The organism is Streptomyces sp. NPDC048650, from assembly GCF_043199095.1.
Lineage (GTDB): Bacteria > Actinomycetota > Actinomycetes > Streptomycetales > Streptomycetaceae > Streptomyces.
In genome coordinates, this window is sequence record NZ_JBICVM010000004.1 from 359,545 (window position 1) to 381,768 (window position 22,224).

Below are 22,224 nucleotides of genomic sequence, written 5' to 3' on the forward strand. Positions count from 1 at the left end.
TCATGCTGCGGCAGCGCGTACGGCCACCGGGGCCCCGCACGGGCGGCGGGACGCCCCCGCGGGCTCGCGGGGCGGCATCGCCGGCGGCGCCGGATTCACCGCCCCTCTCCACTCCCTCCCGGCTGCTCACCTGGCTCGGGCGACTGGGCGCGCCGGCCGCGGCGTTCGCGGTCTTCCAGACACTGCTCGGGATCCTGCCGGAGCAGTTGGCGGGCGAGGTGGCGCGCTATTCCGTGGCGGCCACGGCCGGGGTCGGGGCGGGCGCGGTGGTCTGGCTGGCGGCCGCCCTGCTGCACGCCCGCGCCGCGGTCGGCGCGCAACCGGCGTCGCACGCATCGTCGCCGACCGGTCCGTTGCCGGAGCTGATGGACGGTGCGTACGAAGCGCTGCGGCGCGGCCTGTCGGTGATCGATGTGCCCGGGCGCGGGCCGCTCACCGGGTGGCCGCACTCCCTGGCGGAGAGCGATCCACCGGTGCATCCGACGGCGTTCGGTACGGCCTACGGCCTGCATCTGCTGCTGGACATCGCCCCGCTCGACGGCCGTGTCCGCGCCGGTGAGGTCGCCGAGACGCTGTGGCGGCTGCGGCTGCCCGGCGGCGGCTGGGCCGCGCGTTCCCAGGGCGGCGGGGCGCGTCCCGAGGTGACGGCGATCGTGCTGGGCGCGCTGGCGCGTGCCGGGGCCGACCCCCGGCTGCTGGAGTCGGAGGTCCGCTCCTGCGAGGTCCTGCTGGACTCGCAGCACGACGCGTCGGGGCTGGCCAACACCTATGTGGTCACGAACGTCCTGCGCGGGCTGCTGCGCGCCGCGCCGGGGTCGGCCGCGCTCGCCGGACTGCGCGATGTCCTGGTGAACGGCGCCACCGCCGATCCCCTCCGCGGCAACCACCGCTGCTGGGGCGCGGCGCTGGCCACCGGGCGCGGCAATCCGGCACCGTCCGCGGTGCACACCGCGCGGGCGGTCGTGACGCTCGACCGGGCGGCGCGGGTGCTGGGCGAGGACGAGCGGCAGCGTGCGGTGCGCGAGGAGGGGCTGCGCTGGTTGCTGGCGGGCGGGGTGCCGGATCTGGAGAACTGTCAGGAAGAGGTGCGCCGGCCGGGCCGGGAGGATCCGCTCCATCAAGAGCTGCTTTCCGTACGCCACTTCGGGGCGGCCTGGGTGGCGCGGGCGCTGATGACGGACGGGGCCGGGCGGGTCGCGGCGGACGGGGTCGGGGTGGTGGCCTGGCAGTCGCAGCTGTCCGCCGCCGTGGCGCGGGTCCACGGCATGCAGCGCGGCGGGGTGTGGCGGTGGGACGACGGACCCATGGGACACCCGGTGTGGATGGCCTATCAGGGCCTGTCGGTGCTGCGCCGGCATGCGCTGATGGTGCACCGGCCGTGACGCCACGGCCGGATTCGGGTACGCCGGGACCTCCGAGGGCCGGCGGCAGTGAAGGGGAGGCACGCATGCAGGTCGAGGATGCGCGGTGGCTGCTGGCGGACCGGCTGGGCGGCGGGCCGCGGCCCCCGTCGCCCGAGGCGGCGCGGGACGCGGTCGCCCGGCTGGCCCGCCCGGACGCGCTCGGCCCGCTGCTGCGCCGATTATCCGCGGGCGGCACGGACCTCGCCGGCTGCACCGGCCTCTCGTACCGCCATGTCCTGGGATTCGACAAGCTGTTGCTGCTCGACGGGACCCCGCACTTCATGCTGCGGGTCCATCTCTGGCACGGCGGGACGGGTCCGGTGCCCGAGGACATCCACAACCACCGCTGCGCCATCGCCTCGGCGGTGGTGCGCGGACGGGTCCGGATGCAGTGCTACGAGCCGGTCGCGATCGGCGGGCCCGAGGACGCCCTGCCCGCGGACGTCGTGCCCACGGTCGCCTACCGCGAGACCATCGACGGCCCCGGCGGTGCGTGGCGGCTGCGGCGGATCGGGCCGGCGCGGCTGCGGCCGGTGCGCGACGACCGGTACGGCGCGGGGAGCAGCTACTGCCTCGGAGCCCGGGCGCTGCATCGCGTGGTGAGCGAGGAGGCGACCGTGACGCTGTTCCTGGAGACCGCCGCTCAGCGCGCGGTGACCGATGTCCACGTCAGGACCGGCGGCGCCGAGCGGCCGGATCCGCCGTCCAAGACGCCACTGGCGACGGGTGTGTATCTCGCCGAACTCGACGCTCTGGCGAGCTCTTTGGGCTATTGATGCCGTTCGGTGCGAGGCGCAGGGGCCCGAGCGTGGCCGGGGCCCGGAAGCCGGACGCGTCCAGCCGGCCGCCGAGGGCCTGCCGGATCACATCGAGGTTGTAGGCGTCCACCCCGATGCCGGCGAGCTCGGCGGGCCGGGCCCAGAGGTAGGCCTGGTCCGCGCTGGGCAGCACGACGTCCAGGGTCAGCGGGCGGACGGCGAAGTTCTCCTGGTGGTTGCGGACGCGCCGCCCCTGATACGTACTCAGGAACGTCGACGAGCCGGTGTGGGCGACGATGGTGCCGAGGAGACCGGTCTCCTCCTTGAGCTCGCGCAGGGCGCCGTTGCGGGCGGACTCCCCGCGATCGAGCTTGCCGCACGGCACGCCCCACGCGCCGGGCAGAAAGCGTTCGTTGTAGCTACGGCGCACGATCAACACGCGCGCGTGGTGCACCACCACGGCCGCGGCCAGGTAGGTGTGAGCTGCGGGCTGATTCATCAGACATCTCGCGTTCCGGGAGGACGGGCTCCTGGGCCCGATGCGGATGTCCACCGTACCGGCGAAGGCCCGTGGGCGGACCGGCTCCGGCAGGCCCGCAGCCGATGCAGTGGTGCGCGAAGGGCGGCAAGGTGGCGTGCCGGTGGCATTCGCCTGGCGTGCGTGCGGTGCCCGCGCGGCGGGAGCTTACGGGCGTTGCCCCTGCGGTGCGGGCAGGGTGTCGCGGGAGGCCGTGCGGGCGGTGCGCAGGGCCCAGCCGATGAGCGGCGCCTGGGCGGGCAGGCGTCCGTAGGCGAGGGCCTTGAGAGGCGCGGAGCGGTGGCGCCAGTCGTGGGCCATCTTGACGTTGGCCGGGAAGACTCCGGCGAAGAGGCCCGCGGCGGCCAGGGCGCCGGCCCGGCGGGTACGGGGCACGGCGATGGCGGCGGCCACGGCGAGTTCGGCGGCGCCGCTGACGTAGGTCCAGGTGCGCGGGGTGCCGGGCAGGCGCCGGGGCACCATGGTGTCGAACGGCCGCGGGACGAGGAAGTGGGCGACCCCGGCTCCCGCGAGCAGCTTGGCCAGCAGGAGAGCGGAACGATCGTTGGCTGCCACGGAGACCTCCCGGATCGATGAAAGGGTGCGGCGGCCGCCCCGACCAGTGAACTGGCCGCCGCGAGGATGACCTTACCCGCGGGTCACTTAGCGGTCATCACCTGATCGCCGACGGGTGTGAGGTGTGCGTCACGCTCGTCGGCCTCCGGGCGGGTGGCGTCGTGCGCCTCGGCCGGTGTGCGCTGGGCGTCGCGGCGCAGCAGGGCCGCATAGCGTCCGTCGGCGGCGAGCAGTGCGTCGTGGGTGCCGCGTTCGGCGATCCGGCCGGCGTCCAGGACGACGATCTGGTCGGCGTCGCGGACGGTGGAGAGGCGGTGCGCGATGGTGAGCGTGGTGCGGCCCCGGGTCAGGGCGTCGATCGCCTGCTGGACGGCGTGTTCGGTGCGGGTGTCCAGGGCGCTGGTGGCCTCGTCCAGCACGAGAACGGGCGGGTCGCGCAGGATGGTGCGGGCGATGGCCAGGCGCTGCTTCTCGCCGCCGGAGAAGCGGTAGCCGCGCTCACCGACGAGGGTGTCGTAGCCGTCGGGCAGGGCGGCGATGTGGTCGTGGATCTGGGCGGCCCGGGCGGCGCGGACCAGTTCGTCGTCGGTGGCGTCCGGCTTGGCGAAGCGCAGGTTGTCGGCGACCGAGGCGTGGAAGAGGTAGGTCTCCTGGGAGACGACACCGACCGAGCGGGCGAGGGTGTCGAAGGTGAGCGCGCGGACGTCCTCGCCGTCCAGCGTGACCCGGCCCGCGGTGACGTCGTACAGCCGGGGCACCAGATAGCTCAGGGTGCTCTTGCCGCTGCCGGTGGGGCCGACGACGGCGAGGCTGCCGCCGGCGGGGACGGTCAGATCGATGCCGTCGAGGGTCGGGGCCGCCTCGGGGTCGTAGCAGAACGTCACGTTCTCGAAGCGGATCTCGCCGCGCGGGGCCGGGAGGTGCACCGGCTCGGCGGGCTCGGTGATGGCGACCGGCAGGTCGAGGTATTCGAAGATGCGCTGGAAGAGGGCGAGGGAGGTCTGCATCTGCACGCCGGTGGACAGCAGGGAGACGGTCGGGCGGAGCAGGCCCTGCTGCAGCGAGACGAAGGCGACCAGGGTGCCGAGGGAGAACGTCGGGCCGCCGAACCGGAGGACCAGGCCGGCCGCCCAGTAGATCATCGCGGGCATCGCGGCCATGACGATGCCGATGGTGGCCATCCGCCAGCGGCCGGCCATGTTGGCACGGACCTCGAGGTCGACGAGGCGCTCGGACTCGTCGGCGAAGTTCTTGGTGAGCGAGTCGGCGCGGCCCATCGTGCGGCCGAGCAGGATGCCACTGACCGACAGCGATTCGGTGACCATCGCGGACATCGACGCCATCTGCTTCTGCCGCTGAGTGGTGATCTTCTTGCGTTCGTTGCCGACCCGGCGGCTGATCCAGACGAAGAGCGGGAGCAGGACGAGGGAGACGACGGTCAGCCGCCAGTCGAGGGCGACCATGGCGACGACGGTGGCGACCACGGAGGTCAGGTTGGAGACCAGGGACGTCGCGGTGGAGGTGACCGTCGCCTGCATGCCGCCGATGTCGTTGGCGATCCGGGACTGGACCTCGCCGGTGCGGGTGCGGGTGAAGAAGGCCAGCGGCATCCGCTGGAGCTTGGCGTAGACGGCGGTGCGCAGATCGTGCATGACGCGCTGGCCGACGGTGGTGGACACCAGGGTCTGCAGGACGCCGAAGACGCTGGTGGTCACGGCCGTGGCGATCATGCCGAGGGCGAGGAGGGTGAGCAGTCCGGTGCGTCGGCCGGGGATGGCGACGTCGAGGATCTCGCGCAGGAGGAACGGCGAGGCGACCGAGACGAGGGAGGAGGCCCCGACGAGCAGGCCGACCAGGGTCAGCCGGGCGCGGTAGGGGCGGAAGAGCGTGAGGATCCGCCGCAGTGGGACCGGCGCCTCCGGGTCCTTGGGCGGTGCGGTCCACTGAGGTTCGTCGCTGCGCATGGGCTCCTTCGGGAGGGGGTGGGGAGGAACGGTCGATACGGGCATCGTGGAGCTTAGCTCATTGTTACCTAAGCTCACAATGAATAAGGTCCTGGATATCGGCTATCCTCACCGCATGCCCTCCCCCGAGCCGACGGTCAGCACATCGAACCTCGCCGAGCAGTTGGTCCGGTTGACCCGCCGGATGCACCGCGCCCAGAAACACCATCTGGACGGCCTGGACATCGTCTTCACCCCGGCCCAGTCCCGGCTGCTGCGCATCGTGGACCACTACCGCGACGCCCCGCCCCGGATGGCCGATCTCGCCGAGCGCCTGGAGGTGGTCCCGCGGGCGGTGACGACGCTGGTGGACGCGCTGGAGGCGCACGGAGCCGTGCGGCGGGCGCCGGATCCGGCCAACCGGCGGGTGGTACGGATCGAACTCACCGACACCGGCCGGTCCACCCTGCGCGCGCTGCGCAGCGCGCGGCGGGCCGCGGCAGAGGAGATCCTGGCCCCACTGACCGCCGAACAGCGCGAGGTACTCGGAGGTCTGCTGTCGACTCTGGTCGACGGGCCGGGTAAGCAGCACTAGCACGGGCGCCCGGCCCAACCCCGCGCGCCCGGCCGATGGGAGGAGTGCGTCATGCCCCTGCTGGAGCCCGGGCCCCGAGCCCTGCGGCCGACCGCCGCCGCGAACCCCGCGCCCGACCGGGTGCCCGAACTGCGGGCGTCGGGCACCCCCGAGCCGCTGCGCGGCGACCTCGTCGCGCTGCTCGGCCCGGACAAGGTGTTGCACAAGATCTCCGACCTGGTGCGCTACGCCTCGGACGCCAGCCCGTACCGCTTCGTACCGCAGGTGGTGGTGCTGGCCGAAGACATCGACGACATCTCGGCCGTCTTCTCGTACGCCCACGGCAAGGGCCGCAACGTCGTCTTCCGAGCCGCCGGCACCTCGCTCAACGGGCAGGCGCAGGGCGAGGACATCCTGGTGGACGTGCGGCGCCACTGGGCCGGGATCGACGTGCTCGACGGCGGTGCCCGCGCCCGGATCGCCCCGGGCACGACGGTTCTGCGGGCCAACGCCACGCTCGCCCGCCACGGCCGGCTGCTCGGCCCCGATCCGGCCAGCGCGATCGCCTGCACCCTGGGTGGAGTGGTCGCCAACAACGCCTCCGGCATGACGGCCGGCACCGCCCGCAACTCCTACCGCACGCTGTCCTCGGTCACCCTCGTCCTCCCGTCGGGCACGATCGTGGACACCGCGGAACCGGACGCCGACACCGAACTGGCGCACGCCGAGCCCGCGCTGTGCGCCGCGCTGCTGGCGCTGAAGGCGCAGATCGAGGCGGATGCGGAGCTGGTCGCGAGGATCCGCGCCAAGTACGAGATCAAGAACACCAACGGCTACCGGCTGGACGCCTTCCTCGACGGCACCACACCGGTGGAGATCCTGCGCGGGCTGATGGTCGGCTCCGAGGGCACGCTCGGCTTCATCGCGGAGACCGTCTTCGACACGCTCCCGCTGGACCGGCACACCGCCGCCGCGCTGCTGTTCTTCCCCACGCTGCGCGCCGCGGCCGCGGCCGTACCGGCGTTCAACGAAGCGGGCGCGCGGGCCGTGGAGCTGATGGACGGCAACACCCTGCGGGCCTCGGTGCGGGTGGCCGGCGTCCCGGCCGACTGGGCGGCGCTGCCGAAGGAGACGACCGCCCTGCTGGTGGAGTTCCGGGCGCCGGACGAGGCCGCACTGCGCGGGTACGAAGAGGCCGCCGCGCGGGTCCTGGCGGGGCTGGAGCCGGTCGCCCCGGTCGCCTCCGTCAGCAACGCCTTCACCAGGGACGCCGGCACCATCGGCGGCTACTGGAAGGCGCGCAAGGCGTTCGTGACGGCGGTGGGCGGCTCCCGGCCGACCGGCACGACACTGATCACCGAGGACTTCGCGGTGCCGCCGTCCCGGCTCGCCGACGCCTGTGCCGCGCTGCTGGAGCTCCAGGCCCGGCACGGCTTCGACGCGGCGGTCGCCGGACACGCCGCGCACGGCAATCTGCACTTCCTCCTCGCCTTCGACGCGGCGAAGCCCGCGGACGTGGCGCGCTATGCCTCCTTCATGGAGGAGTTCTGCCGGCTGACCGTCCAGCGCTTCGACGGATCACTGAAGGCCGAGCACGCGACCGGCCGGAACATCGCACCGTTCCTGGAGCTCGAATGGGGCCCGCAGGCCACGGCGGTGATGTGGCGGATCAAGGAGATCATCGATCCGCACGGCATCCTCGCGCCGCGCGTCGTGCTCGACCGCGATCCGAACGGGCATCTGCGCGGCCTGAAGACCATCCCCGAGGTCGAGGCGATCGCCGACCCCTGCATCGAGTGCGGTTTCTGCGAACCGACCTGCCCCAGCGAGGACCTGACCACCACCCCGCGCCAACGGATCGTGCTGCGCCGCGAGATGCTGCGCCAGCCGTCCGGGTCCCGGGTCGAGGACGAGCTGCTGGCGTCCTACGGCTATGACGCGGTGGACACCTGCGCCGGCGACTCGACCTGCAAAATCGCCTGCCCGGTGGGCATCGACACCGGTGCCCTGATGCGGGACTTCCGACACCGCCGGCACTCGCCGCGCGAGGAGCGGGTGGCTGCCCACCTCGCCCGGCGGTTCACGGTCGTGGAGCGGTCCGCGCGGCTGGCGGTGGCGGCCGCGGACCGGATCGGCGACCGCCTGCTGACGTCGCTGACCGGCGTGGCCCGCAAGGCGGTGCGCCCTGATCTGGTGCCCGAGTGGCTGCCGCAGATCCCGGGCGCCGCGGCCCGGAGGCTGCCCGCCACCCCCAAGACCGGGGCGGTCGCCGTCTACTACCCGGCGTGTGTGAACCGGATCTTCGGCGGACCGGCCGGGTACCGCGGACCGTCGCTGCCCGAGGCGGTGGTGACGGTCTCACGGCGAGCCGGCCGCCCGGTGTGGATCCCGCCGGACGTGACCGGTACGTGCTGCGCCACCATCTGGCACTCCAAGGGATACGACGAGGGCAACCGGGTGATGGCCGACCGCATGGTGGAGGCGGCCTGGGGCTGGACGGCCGGCGGACGGCTGCCGCTGGTCGTGGACGCGTCGTCGTGCACGCTGGGCATCGCCGAGGAGGTCGTGCCGTATCTGACGCCGGACAACCGCGCGCTGCACGCCGAGCTGACCGTCGTCGACTCCGTCGTGTGGGCCGCCGAGGAGCTGCTGCCGCGTCTGGAGATCCTGCACACCGTCGGCTCCGCCGTGCTCCATCCCACCTGCTCCATGCAGCACTTGGGCGACGAAGCGCAGCTGCGGGAGGTCGCCGAGGCGTGTGCCCGGGAGGTCGTGGTGCCGGACGACGCCGGCTGCTGCGCGTTCGCGGGTGACCGCGGGATGCTGCACAAGGAGCTGACCGAATCGGCCACCGCCAGGGAGGCGGCCGCGGTCACGGCGCGGCCGTTCGACGCGTATCTGTCGGCGAACCGGATGTGCGAGGTGGGGATGGACCACGCCACCGGCGGGCGGGGGTACCACTCGGTGCTGATGGCGCTGGAGCGGGCCACCCGGCCGGACTGATCCCGGCCTGAGCGGCCCGCCCTTGGGGACGGCGTCCGCGAGTCAGCTCTTGGCGCCGATATGCAGCGCGACGGCGCCCTTGGCCGGGACGGCCAGCTCCGCCTTGCCGTCGTCGCCGACGGTGACGGTGTTGCCGTCGCAGCGCTCCGGCGCGGCCTTCGCCACGTTGCAGTAGGTACCCGCGGGCAGCGAGGTGGCGAAGGTCCGGTGGAGTTCGCCGTCGCCGTTGTTGAGGGCGACGAACCCCTTGGCGCCGCGGCCGAAGGCGATCGCGCTGCCGCCGTCGTCCCACCAGTCGGTCAGTGCGGCCGAGCCCACCGCGTTGCGGAAGCCGACCAGGCCGGTGATCTCCCGCTTGGTGTGCTCGTTGGTCCAGCCTTCGGCGCCGCTGGGCGGCCCCGCGTCCTTGTCGGACCACTCGTAGCCGGAGTAGACGTTCGGCGAGCCGTAGGGAGAGGCGAGCATGAAGACGTTGGCGAGGGTGTAGGACGCGCCGTCCTTGTAGGTGAGCGTCGAGCCGTTGCGCTCGGTGTCCCAGTTGTCGACGAAGGTACGGGCCTTGTCGCTGCCGAGCTTGCCGTCCGCGACGGACTTGAGCTGGGCGAGATTGCTGCCCTGGAAGGCGCTCTTGAGGTGGCTGCCGTAGCGGAATTCGTCGACGTCGCCGATCCCGGTGTACTCGTCGGGCTGGACGGCCTCGCCGGAGCCGTGGACGACCTCCTGCACCCAGTAGCCGGGGTCGCTCATCTTGCCCTTGATGGCGGCGATGTCGGTGGCGGACATGTGCTTGGCGGCATCCACCCGGAAGCCGTCGACGCCCAACGACCGCAGGTCGCCGAGGTACTTGGCGATGGTGGTCCGGACGTAGTCGCTACCGGTGTCGAGGTCGGCGAGCCCGACCAGTTCGCAGTTCTGGACGTCGTCGCGGTTGCCGTAGTCGGAGATGTTCTTGCGGCAGCCGTGGAAGTCCTGGTCCTGGTAGGAGCCGGGGTAGTTGTACTTGCTGTACTGCGTGCCGCCGGTGCCTGTGCCGGAGCCGGCGGCCATGTGGTTGATGACGGCGTCCGCAATGACTTTCACGCCCGCGTCGTGACAGGAACTCACCATCGACGCAAAGGCGTTCCGGTCGCCCAGCCGCCCGGCGATCTTGTAGCTGACGGGCTGGTAGGAGGTCCACCACTGGCCGCCCTGGATGTGCTCGGTGGCGGGCGAGACCTCGACATAGCCGTAACCGGCCGGGCCCAGCTGATCGGAACAGGCCTTGGCGACGTCGGCGTACCGCCACTCGAACAGGGTGGCCGTGACGGACTTCTCGCCAGGTGGGGTGGCCTGCGAGGACCAGGGCGCGAGGGTGGCCAGGCCGACCGCGGCCAGTACACCGGCCAGGGCCCCGCCCAGCACACGCGAACGATGCTGCATCTTGCGGCTCCTTCGTCTGCGGGCGCGGCAGGGCACACCGCGCCCTCGAAAGCAGCCACGCGCCAGGCCGCCATGGGGGGATTCCGTTAACGGAGCCTGCCGTTTCGCTCGTGGACACGTCAAGGTTCATGCGCAAGACATTTCAGGTTCTTGCGAAAGATGCTGCACAGGGTGGATGCGGCATCGCGGCGAAAGAGTCCAAGGGTGTCGCCCCAAGAGTCCAACTTGCCCTCTTGTGCCTCAGGCGGCTCAACCGCCAAGGTCCTGACCGAGGTTCACGCATGCCCCGCGCACCATCCGCTCCCTGGAGGACCGATGACCGAGGCACCACAGCAGAACCACGGCCATGATGACGAGGCGGGGCCGAGCCGACGCTCGGTCCTGTGGACCGCCGGTGCGGCGGGCGCCGGGCTCGGACTCGGCGGGCTGACCGCGGGCAGCGCCGCGGCGGCCGCGCCGGAGGACGCCCGCGCCGCGACGGTGGCCGCCGCGACCCCCGAGGCCAAGGGCAGCACCATGATCGGGGTGCCGTTCGAGGGGCGCAGCACGGTGCGCGTCGGCCTCATCGGCCTCGGCAACCGCGGCGGCAGCATGATCGATCTCTTTCTCGCGGTGCCCGGCGTGCGGGTGGTCGCGCTGTGCGACCCGGTCAAGGAGAAGACGGCGAAGGCCGCCAAGAAGGTCACCGACGCCGGGCAGCCCGCACCCGCCGTCTACACCAACGGCGAGCACGACTTCGTCAACCTCTGCAAGCGCGGCGACATCGATTTCGTGTACGCGGCCACCCCCTGGGACCGGCACTTCGAGATGGCGAAGACCGCCCTGCTCAACGGCAAGCACGTCGGCGTGGAATGTCCTCTCGCGCTCCGCCTGGACCAGCTGTGGGAGCTGGTGGATCTCTCGGAACGCACCCGCAGGCACTGCATGCAATTGGAGAACTGCTGTTACGGCAGAAACGAGATGCGGGTGCTGCGGATGGCGCACGCGGGCCTGTTCGGCGATCTGCTGCACGGCGCCGGCGCCTACCACCACGACCTGCGCGGCCTGATGTTCGACCCCGCGTACTACGAGGGCCCGTGGCGCCGCCTGTGGCACACCCGGCTGCGCGGCGACCTCTACCCCAACCACGGGTTCGGCCCGGTCGCCAACTACATGGACGTCAACCGCGGCGACCGGGCCGTGCGCATCTCCAGCTTCGGCACCCCCTCCCTGGGCCTGGCGGCGTACCGCAAGGAGCACATGCCGCCGAACGACCCGAGCTGGAAGGAGTCGTACATCGAGAGCGACCGGACGATCAGCCTCGTCCAGACCGCCAAGGGCCGGGTGATCCGCCTGGAGCACGATGTCTCCACCCCGCATCCCTACAGCCGGATCAACAGCCTCGGCGGCACCAAGGGCGTCTTCGAGGACTACCCCGAGCGGATCTACATCGAGCCGGATCAGAGCAACGACGAGTGGGGCGACTTCGCCGCGTACGCAAAGTGGGACCACTGGCTCTGGAAGGAGCACGCCAACCCGCCCGGCGGCCACGGCGGGATGGACTACATGCTGGTCTTCCGGCTGATGCAGTGCATGCGACTGGGCCTGGTGCCGGACTTCGATGTCTATGACGCGGCGACCTGGACGGCGCCGGTGCCGCTGAGCGACCTCTCGATCAAGGCGCAGGGCGCACCGCAGGAGATTCCCGACTTCACCCGCGGCCTGTGGAAGAAGGCGCGGCCGGGCATGGATTCGCCGAAGCCGCAGGAGTAGGAGCGGCAACGGCCTTGGGGCGGGCGGGCGTTGCGGCCCGCCCGCCCCACGACGTCACTTCTCGCCGGTCGGGACGGCACTGTCGGCAGCCGGGACGGCGCTGTCGGCGGTCGGGACGGCGCTCACGGCCGGCTCGGGCGCCTTCTCCGCAGCGCCCTCCGCCGGCCGCTCGCCGTTCAGGACCCGCTTCGCCGTCACCCGGTCCAGCGCGCCCTCCCAGCGGGACACCGCGAACACCGCGACGCAGTTGCCCAGCAGGTTGGTCGCCACCCGCATCGAGTCCATGATGCGGTCGACGCCGAGCAGCAGGGCGACCGCGGCGGCCGGGATGACGCCCAGTGCGGAAGCGGTCGCGGACAGCGCGAGGAACGCCGAACCCGGCACGCCCGCCATGCCCTTGCTGGTGAGCATCAGCACCAGGACGACGGTGACCTGCTGCCCGAGCGAGAGGTCGACGCCGATGGCCTGCGCGATGAAGAGCGTGCCGATGGAGAGGTAGATGGAGGCGCCGTCGAGGTTGAAGGAGTAGCCGGTCGGCAGCACCAGGCCCACCGCGTCGTCCCGGCAGCCCGCGGCCCGCAGCTTCTGCATCATCCGCGGCATCACCGTCTCGCTGGATCCGGTGCCGAGCGCGAGCAGCAGTTCCTCACGGGTGTAGCGGACGAACTTCCACAGGCTCAGCCCGGTGACGGCCTTCAGGGCCAGCCCGAGCAGGACGAGGAAGACCAGCGCGACGCCGTAGCAGACCGCGATCAGCTTGCCGTACGTCGCCATCGCGCCCAGCCCGTACTCCCCGACGAGATGAGCGGTGGCGCCGAGGACCGCGAGCGGGGCGAGCTTCATGATGTAGCCGACGATGGTGAAGACGACGTCCTGGACCTGCTCGATCAGCGGCAGGATCTGCGGCACCTTCCGCTGCCCGAGGTGCAGCAGCGCCGCGCCCACCAGACAGGCCAGCACCAGGACCTGGAGCAGCGAGTTCTCGGCGAACGCACCGATCGCGCTGTCCGGCAGGGACTCCAGGACGAACTGGGCGGCGGAGGGCAGGTGACTGCCGCCCGTCTTGGCGTCGACGGCGCCCTTGTCGAGCGATGCCGGGTCGACGTGCATCCCGGCGCCGGGCGCGAAGATGTTGCCGGCCAGCAGCCCGACGACCAGCGCGATGCTGGTGGCGACCTCGAACCAGAGCAGGGCCTTGACGCCGATCCGGCCGAAGGACTTGAGGTCACCGGCCTTGGTGATGCCGGCGACCACGACGCAGAAGACCAGCGGGGCGATCATCGACTTGATCAGCCGGACGAAGCCGTCGCCGAGCGGCTGGAGCGACGAGCCCGCCCCCGGCCACAGGCGCCCTACGACGACGCCGAGGACCAGGGCGACGAGTACCTGCGTGAACAGGCTGGTGCGCAGGAGACGGCCTGCGCGGCGTACAAGCGTTCCGTTGGCGTGCGGCACGGGCACTCCTACATGGACGGATTCTGGCATGCGGAATTTAACTTCCGCGACCCGTCACTATTGCGGCCCGTGGTTCCTGACGAAAGAGGCCGGTGAAATTTCCCGCGAAATCTTGGAGCTTGATCCAAGCCACGCGCACCCGGGTGTTCCCGCCGGGCGCACTTCACCCCGCCACCTGCGCACTCAGACCGAAAGGTGAGCTTTGTCGCCCATCACGACGACGGGGTGCCGCGCCGGATCGAGCGTCCGCAGCAGGGCCGCCATCCCGGCCTTGGGGAGGCTGACGCAGCCGGAGGTCCCGCTGCCGTGGTCGAGGTGCAGCCAGATCCCGCCACCCCTGGTCTGCCCCTGAGGCCGCGTCGGATCCAGCGGGGAGGTGCCCTTGACGCGGTTGTAGTTGATGGCGACCACATAGTCGAAGTCGTGCCGGGTGCCCTTGTCCCAGTACGGGGGCGGGGTGAACTCCGTCGAATGCGTATAGGGCAGCCGGGCCCCCGGGTCCGTGAGGACGCCGCCCGCGTCGGTCAGCGTGAACACCCCGACGGGACTGCGCTTGTCGCCCTCGTGGTGATTCAGCGTCCAGCCGTTGCGCCCGTTGTGCGCGGCCCAAGTCGCCTTGCGGTCCCAGCCCTTGGCGCCCTTTTCGTAGAGCACGACGGTGGATTCGGCGGAGTCCGCACCCTGGCCGTAGACCGCCACGACCTGCCGGGACTCCGCGGGGATCCGCGCCCGCAGTGCGCCGCCGACCTCGGGAATGTCCTTGAGGTGCGTGGTCGCCGACCGGCCGCGCGCCGGGCCGCCCGGCCGCTCCCCCTTCCCGGCGCCGTCGTCCTTGCCCTCGCCGCCGCCCGCACCGCTCCCGCAGCCCGCCAGAAGAACCAGACCCACTGCGGCCACCGCCGCCGTCCGCATCACATTGCCCGCAATTCGCATGGGCACATCGTCGCACCGGAAGTCCGGCGAACCTTCAGCACCCGCCCGTTGCGTACGCGTCCCACACGATTGGCCCGATATCCGCGGCGACGACGGAAAACCGTTTGAAATCGGCCCGTCCGGCACGCCAACCTTCGTCTTCCGCCCCCGCTTCCGCTCCCCCTGCGCTCCCGCCCGTCGCACCGCCTCCCGCGGGCCGGGCGCCCACCCTCGACCGCCTTGGACATCATGCACATTCGCGATCTTCCGCACCCCGATCCCGGCGTCCCGGACGTCCGCACGGGTGGCAGATTCCTCCTCTGGCTCTACCGCCGGCAGCTCGGCGGGCAGGCCAAGGCCCTCGTGTGGGGACTGGTGCACACCGGCGCCGTGGCCTCGTTCCCGGTGCCGGTGGGCATCGCCGTACAGGCCGCGGTGGACCGAGACGGCGGCCAACTGGCCCTGTCCGGCGGCCTCATGGTGCTCCTGGGGGTATTGGTCTCCCTCGGTGACGTCATGCTGCACCGCTCGGCGGTCACCAACTGGATCACCTCCGTCGCCCGCGTACAGCAGCTGCTCGCCCGCAAGACCACCGAGCTCGGCGCGGCCATGACCCGGCGCGTGGCCGCGGGTGAGATCGTCGCCGTCAGCACCGGCGACCTGGAGAAGATCGGCTGGTTCGTCGAGGCGATCTCCCGGTTCGGGGCCGCGGCACTGACCTCGGTCGGCGTCTGCGTCGCCCTGGTCGTCCTGCAGCCCGCCCTCGGCATCGTGGTGGCCCTGGGCGTACCCGTCCTGGCGCTGGCCGTGCTCCCGCTGCTGCCGCCCGCCACCCGGCGTGCCGACGCCCAGCGCGAGAAGGCGGGCAAGGCCACCGAGCTGGCCTCCGACACCGTCGCCGGACTGCGCGTACTGCGCGGCATCGGCGGTGAGGACCTCTTCCTCGGCCGCTACCGCAGCGCCTCCCAGGAGGTTCGCAGGGCCGCCGTCCGCAGCGCCCGTATGTGGTCCCTGATCTCGGCCGTACAGGTCGTGCTGCCGGGCCTGCTGCTGATCGCCGTCGTCTGGTACGGCGTCCGGCTCGCCCTGGCCGGCCGGATCGCCATCGGCGAACTCGTCACCGTCTACAGCGCGGTCGCCTTCCTGCTCTACCCCCTCCGCCACTTCGAGGAGATCGCCATGGCGTACTCCTTCTCCCGGCCGTCGGCCAAGCGCGCGGCGCGGGTGCTGGCGCTGAGCCGCCCCGCCGAGGGCCGGATCGCCGGGGACGGGACGGCGGACGGCGAGCTGCACGACCCGCTCAGCGGGCTGAGCGCCGCGGCCGGCCGGCTGACCGCGGTGGTCTGCGGCGATCCCGACGCCGCGGGCCGGCTCGCCGACCGGCTCGGCGGCCACCCCCCGGAGCGGGACGAGGCGGCGCCGGCCGTGCCGTCCGTCCTCCTCGGCGGCACACCGCTGGACGACCTGCCGCGCGCGGCCGCCCGGACGGCCGTGCTCGTTCAGGACAAGGACCCCGTCCTGCTCTCCGGCACCCTCCGCGAACTCCTCGACGTGCCCGCCTCCGGGCGGGTGACGGCGGCACAGGCGCTGGCCGCCGCGCAGTGCGGCGATGTACTGACCGCGCTCGCGCAGGCGTCCGCCGACGACTGCGGCGATCCGATGCGCACCCGCATCACCGAACGCGGCCGGTCCCTCTCGGGCGGCCAGCGTCAGCGCCTGGCGCTGGCCCGGTCGCTGGTCACCGATCCCGCCGTCCTGGTGCTGGACGAGCCGACCAGTGCCGTCGACTCCCACACCGAGGCCCGTATCGCCGACGGGCTGCGCGACATCCGCACGGGCCGCACAACGGTGGTCCTCACCTCCAGCCCGCTGCTGCTCGACAAGGCCGACGAGGTGGTCTTCCTCCCGTCCGGCACGGTCGCCGCCTCAGCCACCCACCGCGAATTGCTGCGCACCCACCCCGCGTACCGCGCCGTCGTCACCCGCGAGACCGACGACACCCCGCCCCGCGCGGCCCTCACCGCTCCATCCGAACGACGCGACCGGCTCGACCCGATCGACCCGATCGACCGGCTCGACCAGATCGAGGAGACCGCATGATCGGCCTGGCGCCGCCGGAACACGATCCGGACGCCCCGCAGACCACCACGACCCTGCCCGTCGGCTCCCCGGCGACCGTGCGCGGGTACGTCGCCGACCTGATCCGGCGTCACCGACGCGCCTTCACCGTCCTGGTCGGCGTGAACGCCGCGGCGGTGATCGCGTCGATGGCCGGCCCGTATCTGCTCGGCGGCCTGGTCGAGGACCTCTCCGCGGGCCACCGGGACATCCAGCTGACCCGCGCCGTCGTGCTGTTCGCGCTGGCGCTGGCCGCGCAGACCCTGTTGGTGCGGATGGTCCGGCTGCGCGGGGCGATGCTCGGCGAGCAGATGCTGGCCGACCTCCGCGAGGACTTCCTCGTACGGTCCGTGGCACTGCCGCCGAGCGTCCTGGAGCGGGCCGGCACCGGCGATCTGCTGTCGCGTATCACCACCGACATCGACCGGCTGTCCGAAGCGATGCGCGAGGCCGTGCCGCAGCTGTCCATCGGCGTGGTGTGGATCGCGCTGCTGATCGGCGGGCTCACCGTGACCGCGCCGCCGCTCGCGCTGTCCGTACTCGTCGCGCTGCCCCTGCTGATCGTCGGGTGCCGCTGGTACTTCACCCGCGCGCCGGGCGCCTACCGCTCCGAGGCCGCCGGGTACGCCGCCGTCTCCGCCGCGCTCACCGAGACCGTGGACGCGGGCCGCACCATCGAGGCCCACCGGCTGGGAGCCCGCCGGGTCGCGCAGTCGGAGCGCCGTGTCCGAGAGTGGACACAGTGGGAGCGGTACACGCTCTACCTGCGGTCGGTGCTCTTCCCCGTCGTCAATGTGACGCATGTGCTGCTGCTCGGTTCGGTGCTGCTGCTCGGCGGCGTGTTCGTCATGCACGGACAGCTGACACCCGGCCAACTGACGACGGGTGCGCTGCTGGCGCAGATGATGACCGAGCCGATCGGCATGGTCCTGCGGTGGTACGACGAGCTGCAGGTGGCCCAGGTCTCCATCGCCCGGCTGGTGGGCGTACGGGAGATCGAGCCGGAGGCCGCGGACGAGCGGGTGACGCCCGACGGCCGGGACGTGTGCGCCGACGAGGTGCGCTTCGGCTACCGGGCCGGGGTCGATGTGCTGCACGACGTCTCGCTGCGGATCCGCCCCGGCAGCAGGCTGGCCCTGGTCGGCCCGTCCGGCGCCGGAAAGTCGACGCTGGGCCGGCTGCTCGCGGGGATCTACGGGCCGCGGACGGGCACCGTCACCCTGGGCGGGGCAGAGTTGTCCGAGATGCCCGCCGAGCGGGTCCGCGCGCATGTGGCCCTGGTCAACCAGGAACACCACGTCTTCGTGGGCTCGTTGCGCGACAATCTGCTGCTCGCCCGCACGAACGCGGCCGATGCCGAACTGTGGGCGGCGCTCGGCGCGGTGGACGCGGACACCTGGGCGCGGGCGCTGGAGGCGGAGCTGGACACCGAGGTCGGCTCGGGCGGGCACCCGCTCACGCCCGCGCAGGCCCAGCAGATCGCGCTGGCCCGGCTGGTGCTCGCCGACCCGCACACGCTGGTGCTGGACGAGGCGACGTCCCTGCTGGACCCGCGGGCGGCACGCCACCTGGAACGCTCCCTGGGCAAGGTGCTCGACGGCCGTACGGTCGTCGCCATCGCGCACCGGCTGCACACCGCGCACGACGCCGATCTGATCGCCGTCGTCGAGGAGGGCCGGATCAGCGAACTGGGCAGCCACCATGAGCTGGTGGCCGCGGACGGCGCCTACGCGGCGCTGTGGCGGTCCTGGCACGGCTGACGGATCGGGCCCCGCCGATACGGGTGCGCCGCGGCCTGTCGCAGGCCGCGGCGCACACCGGTCGGATCACACACCGGTCGGATCACACACCGGTGGGATCACACACCGGTCAGATGTAGCCGAGGGCGCCCAGACCGCCGAGGCCGCCGAGGACCATGAAGACCGGCATCAGCACCTTGAGCTCCACCCAGCTGCCCGCCTTGAAACGCATGGCCTTGGGCGGGCCGAGCGGATACCAGCGCTTGCGGCCTATCGGGATCGGCCACAGCACCGGACAGCCGGAGACGGTCAGCGCGTCACCGATGTCGTGGACCAGCGCACCGAGCACCACCGGCAGCCCCAACCACAGGTACTGCTGGCCCGGTTCCGTGAACAGCCAGCTCGCGCCGTTGCCCGGCTGGTCGAGGATGCCGCCCAGGATCCAGGCCGCGGCGGCGCCCAGCAGCCACACCAGGACATCGCTGGAGACCCGCGCCGCCCGCCACAGCAGGCCCTCGATGGCGAGCACCATATGGACGAAGAGGATACCGAGGACCGCCCAGCGGCCGCCCTGCATCGCCAGCAGCGACATCCCACCACCGACGAGGACCGCCCACAGCCAGGTATGGGTGAGGGTGCGGTGCCCGCCGTTGCGCGTCGAATCGCCGCGCATCCTCGTCGCCTTGTAGACCGCGTGCGAGAGGGCGTCGACCACCTCGCACACGATCCGCGAAAGCGGCCCGAAGGCCCGGGAGATGGTGGCGGACTTGTGATCGAGGTCGGGGGCGAGTGCCGCACCGGCGCAGATCAGAGCTCCGCAGACGAGCACCGGCCACGGCATCGGATACCCGGCGGCGTCGGCCGCTGCGCCCACCCCCAGCCAGGCCGCGGCCCCGGACAGCGAGTGCGCCGGTCCCATCATGGTCGATCCCCCACCTTGTCTGTCGGCTGCCGGTGGCAGCTGTGTCGGCTCTCGCGCTGTGGACGCCGCGCCGGTGACGCTGCGCTGGTGACGCCTCGTCGGCCCGGCCACTCAGCGTAGCGTCAGATGATCTCCCCAGATCGCGCGGGTGCGGCCTCAGACGCTCAGCACCTCGTCGAGCCAGTCGAAGGCCCGCTGGTCGAACCGTGAACGGTTCCAGCTCTCGCAGTGCCCGGCCGACCCCTCGTCAGCGGTGAAGCGGACCAGGTGCTTGGGGCAGCGCAGTGCGTCGTACAGCTGCTCCGCCTGCGCCGAGGTGGGGTCGTTCTCGGCCGCCGCGACCAGGGTGGGGCAGTTGATGGTCGGCGCCACCTCCGCCAGCCGGTAGCGGCTCATCTCCACCACGTACTCGCCGAGTGTGCGCAGCCCGTGCACCCACAGGCCGCGCTGGATCAGCTTCCACTTCAGGGTCGGATCGTCCGCGACCCCGGCGAGGTAGGGGTCCAGTTCCGCCGGATCGACCTTGGGCAGCCGCTCCTTGAGCTCGTCCGGCAGGGGCAGCTGCTGGGCGAGCGACGAGGGATCCCACTGTCCCGGGTCGGCGATCAGCGCCGCGATCCGCGGCTCGCCGCTGACCCCGCGCGGTGCCAGGCAGCCGCCGAAGCTCCAGCCCATGACGGCGATCCGCCCAGGATCGATCTCCGGCAGGGTGAGGGCGTGGTCGACGACGGGACGGAGCACGGTGTCCCAGTCCGGCCGCAGCGTCCGGCCGTCCTTGATCAGGGCCCTGCCCTGGCCGGGCCCGTCGACGAGCAGACAGGCATAGCCGCGGCGCAGCGCGGGAACCGCATGCGACCAGTACATCTCGTGGATGTTGGAGTCGTAGCCGTTGACGCCGATGAGAGTGGGGCGGGGCGTGTCCCCGTCCTGTGGCGCACACAGGTAGCCGGGCAGGGTGCCGCCCTCGAAGGGGATCTCCACGGGCCGCATCGGGTGCGGCGCGAGTTCGGCGAAGCGGGCGAAGCAGCGGCTCTCCCGGTCGAACGCCTCGACCAGCCGGGGATCGATCGGGGCGCCGAACAGCGGGAAGTAGGAGGCGCGGTAATAGGTGGCCGCCCGCAGATACGCCTCGCGGGCGCTGACCCGGCGCCCCCGGCTGTCGCTCTCGCGCGCCCAACCCTCGACCGTGGCGGCGGTGGCCGTCCACTCCCGGTGCCACCCGGCGAAGTCCCCAGGGACGATACGTCCCAGGGTCTTCTCGCACTCGCCGTACTCGGAGCCGCCGCGGGTGCTGAGCGCGAGCGCCCGCTCGGCGAACGACTGGAACAGCGGATCGCTGCAGAGACGGGGCACGGGCGTGGCTCCTCGGCGAGGACGGCAGCGGACGCCTCACTCCTACCCTCGCGCGGCGCGAGCGGGCGCATGCCTGCCGGTATCCCCACCGAACGGTCGATCGCCGCGCGCTATGCGGCCCCGGCCGCCGCCGGCACCTCGGCGGTACGGGCGGCAGCCCTCAGCCGCAATGGCGTGTAGACGGCCACCGCGACCACGAAGGCCACGTAGTAGGCGAGGTCGGCGCCGTGCAGGGCGGCCGCCACCGGGCCGACGAACAGGGTCGTGTCCATGAACGGCACCGCGGCGGCGAACGCGGCCACGAAGGCGGCGGTCGCGGGCCACCACGGCTGGGGGCGGGCGAACTCCGCCGCCACGTCGAAGGGCGCGCCCTTCCTGGCACGGGCCCGCAGCCGTGCGTCGACGATCACCACACCGATGAAGCCGGGTATCCAGTACCCCACGAACAGCAGCACGTTCTGGAAGCGGGCGGTGGTGTCCGCCGAGTGCATCCACAGCACCAGCAGAAAGCCGAGCACGGCGGCCACGCCGGCTGCCAGCGGCCGGGGAAGGCGCACGCCGGCCGCCTGGAGGGCCAGGGATCCGCTGTAGTCGTTCATGGCGTTGCTGCACACGGCCGCGGCCGCGATGGCCAGCAGCCCGAACGTGCCCAGGGCACCGCCGCCCAGCAGGCCGTGGACCCCGGCGGCGGTCTGGTCGGTGAACAGCTTGGCGCCCCACAGCCCCAGCGCCTGGACCCAGACGAAGGAGAACACCATCCCGCCAGCGGAGTACCAGAACATCCGCAGCCGGGAGGTCGTACGGGGCAGATAGCGGCTGAAGTCCGAGGCGTACGGCGCCCACGAGATCGCCAGGCTCAGCGCGATCGTGCTGGTCAGGACGAAGGCCCCGGCACGGTCGGCACCGTGCGCGGAGCCCGTCGCGGGGAGCGGCACGTCGGACAGCAGCTTGACGCTGAGCACCACGAAGGCGGCACCCAGTACGAAGGTCATCCAGCTCTGGAGCTGGTGCAGGGCTTCATACCCGAAGACGCCGACCGCCCCTTGGAGCAGCAGGACCACCAGCGCCCCCACCCAGAACGGCCAGCCGAGCAGCTGGGCCAGCGCCTCACCGCCGAAGAGTCCGATGAGCGCGTCCCAGGCGATGGAGGAGAGCCACTGCAGAACGCCGGGCAGCGCCACACCCCGGCCGAAGGCCAACCGGGACAGCGGGAGCTGGCCGGTGCCGGTACGGCTGCCCCAGGTGCACAGATAGGCGGCGGGAAGTGCGCCGGCGACCGTGCCCAGCACCATGGCGATCAGCGCGGTCCAGAAGTCCAGACCGAGTGATATGCCAACAGTTCCGGTGAAAACGCCGCTCATGGTGAGATTGGGCGCAAACCACACCGTGAAGAGTCGGCCGGGCTTCCCGTAGCGGTTGCTTTCGGGCACCGGCTCGATGCCGTGCCCTTCGACCGCCAGGTCGCCGGCTCGCGCGGGCATGCGCCCGCCGAAGGTGGACTGCTCGATGGTCATGGCTCTCCCAGGCTTCAACTACAGCGCCTCACGGTAAGCCGGGGGTGTGCAGGACGGGAAACAGGGCGGTGGCCGGCCGGGTCCGTCCCACATGGTGGGCGCCCGGCGGGCCGTGGCCTCCCGCCCTGCGGAACGGACCCGGCTGCGGCTGCGCGTCCCCTTCTTGCGCATCGACGGCCCGTCCCGCGCACGGGCCGTGCCCCGGCCTCGCGAACGGGCCTCATCACCGCAGCTCAGACGGCACCGGGTGACCGCCGTCACCGATC

General features: G+C 72.2%; 16 protein-coding genes. 7 read left to right on the plus strand and 9 right to left on the minus strand.

Features of this window, described 5'->3' with window-relative positions; genetic code table 11:
- Positions 1-2: 2 nt before the first annotated feature.
- The gene (locus tag ACGFML_RS14020; RefSeq protein WP_393543318.1) at positions 3-1,382 is read left to right on the plus strand and encodes a hypothetical protein; all 1,380 of its coding nucleotides are present in this window, start codon (positions 3-5) and stop codon (positions 1,380-1,382) included.
- A 65-nt stretch (positions 1,383-1,447) separates the two neighbouring features.
- Positions 1,448-2,179 carry a hypothetical protein gene (locus ACGFML_RS14025; protein ID WP_393543320.1) on the plus strand — a complete coding sequence of 244 codons (732 nt, stop codon included), beginning with the start codon at positions 1,448-1,450 and terminating at the stop codon, positions 2,177-2,179.
- Here the strand turns inward: ACGFML_RS14025 and ACGFML_RS14030 are convergent.
- The 3 genes from ACGFML_RS14030 to ACGFML_RS14040 form a co-directional block, all read right to left on the minus strand.
- A complete protein-coding gene (locus ACGFML_RS14030; protein ID WP_393543322.1) occupies positions 2,073-2,660 on the minus strand; it encodes an NUDIX hydrolase in 588 nt (195 codons plus the stop codon). The two genes, ACGFML_RS14025 and ACGFML_RS14030, sit on opposite strands and share 107 nt — an antisense overlap.
- Positions 2,661-2,846: 186 nt before the next feature.
- Positions 2,847-3,254, minus strand: a complete 408-nt coding sequence (locus ACGFML_RS14035; RefSeq protein WP_393543324.1) for a DoxX family protein — start codon at positions 3,252-3,254, stop codon at positions 2,847-2,849.
- Between the two features lie 83 nt (positions 3,255-3,337).
- A complete protein-coding gene (locus ACGFML_RS14040) occupies positions 3,338-5,218 on the minus strand; it encodes an ABC transporter ATP-binding protein (RefSeq protein ID WP_393543326.1) in 1,881 nt (626 codons plus the stop codon).
- A 115-nt stretch (positions 5,219-5,333) separates the two neighbouring features.
- Between ACGFML_RS14040 and ACGFML_RS14045 the strand changes: the two genes are divergently transcribed.
- Together ACGFML_RS14045 and ACGFML_RS14050 are read left to right on the plus strand one after the other, a co-directional pair.
- Entirely contained in the window at positions 5,334-5,792 is a 459-nt protein-coding gene (locus ACGFML_RS14045) for a MarR family winged helix-turn-helix transcriptional regulator (RefSeq protein WP_393543328.1), read from the plus strand.
- 51 nt (positions 5,793-5,843) lie between these two features.
- A complete protein-coding gene (locus tag ACGFML_RS14050) occupies positions 5,844-8,774 on the plus strand; it encodes an FAD-binding and (Fe-S)-binding domain-containing protein (RefSeq protein ID WP_393543330.1) in 2,931 nt (976 codons plus the stop codon).
- A 42-nt stretch (positions 8,775-8,816) separates the two neighbouring features.
- Here the strand turns inward: ACGFML_RS14050 and ACGFML_RS14055 are convergent, their stop codons facing one another.
- Positions 8,817-10,193, minus strand: a complete 1,377-nt coding sequence (locus tag ACGFML_RS14055) for an alpha-amylase family protein (protein ID WP_393543332.1) — start codon at positions 10,191-10,193, stop codon at positions 8,817-8,819.
- Between the two features lie 315 nt (positions 10,194-10,508).
- Here ACGFML_RS14055 and ACGFML_RS14060 point away from each other — a divergent pair, with 315 nt between their 5' ends.
- Positions 10,509-11,945, plus strand: a complete 1,437-nt coding sequence (locus tag ACGFML_RS14060; RefSeq protein ID WP_393543334.1) for a Gfo/Idh/MocA family protein — start codon at positions 10,509-10,511, stop codon at positions 11,943-11,945.
- Positions 11,946-11,999: 54 nt separating this feature from the next.
- Here the strand turns inward: ACGFML_RS14060 and ACGFML_RS14065 are convergent, their stop codons facing one another.
- Positions 12,000-13,400, minus strand: coding sequence for a cation:dicarboxylate symporter family transporter (locus tag ACGFML_RS14065; protein ID WP_393543336.1), 1,401 nt, complete (start codon positions 13,398-13,400; stop codon positions 12,000-12,002).
- 183 nt (positions 13,401-13,583) lie between these two features.
- Entirely contained in the window at positions 13,584-14,333 is a 750-nt protein-coding gene (locus ACGFML_RS14070) for a L,D-transpeptidase family protein (protein WP_393543338.1), read from the minus strand.
- A 228-nt stretch (positions 14,334-14,561) separates the two neighbouring features.
- Here ACGFML_RS14070 and ACGFML_RS14075 point away from each other — a divergent pair, with 228 nt between their 5' ends.
- A complete protein-coding gene (locus tag ACGFML_RS14075; RefSeq protein ID WP_393543775.1) occupies positions 14,562-16,412 on the plus strand; it encodes an ABC transporter transmembrane domain-containing protein in 1,851 nt (616 codons plus the stop codon).
- The gene (locus tag ACGFML_RS14080) at positions 16,409-18,190 is read left to right on the plus strand and encodes an ABC transporter ATP-binding protein (protein WP_393543340.1); all 1,782 of its coding nucleotides are present in this window, start codon (positions 16,409-16,411) and stop codon (positions 18,188-18,190) included. Before ACGFML_RS14075 ends, ACGFML_RS14080 begins: the two co-directional genes overlap by 4 nt.
- Positions 18,191-18,299: 109 nt before the next feature.
- Here ACGFML_RS14080 and ACGFML_RS14085 read toward each other — a convergent pair whose 3' ends face one another.
- From ACGFML_RS14085 to ACGFML_RS14095, 3 genes are all read right to left on the minus strand, one after another.
- Complete coding sequence (locus tag ACGFML_RS14085) at positions 18,300-19,091, minus strand: metal-dependent hydrolase (protein ID WP_393543342.1); 792 nt, start codon at positions 19,089-19,091, stop codon at positions 18,300-18,302.
- A 156-nt stretch (positions 19,092-19,247) separates the two neighbouring features.
- Positions 19,248-20,444: an alpha/beta hydrolase family protein gene (locus ACGFML_RS14090; RefSeq protein WP_393543344.1), complete on the minus strand. Its 1,197-nt coding sequence runs from the start codon at positions 20,442-20,444 to the stop codon at positions 19,248-19,250.
- A gap of 110 nt (positions 20,445-20,554) precedes the next feature.
- The gene (locus tag ACGFML_RS14095; RefSeq protein WP_393543346.1) at positions 20,555-21,958 is read right to left on the minus strand and encodes a purine-cytosine permease family protein; all 1,404 of its coding nucleotides are present in this window, start codon (positions 21,956-21,958) and stop codon (positions 20,555-20,557) included.
- Positions 21,959-22,224 lie beyond the last annotated feature (266 nt).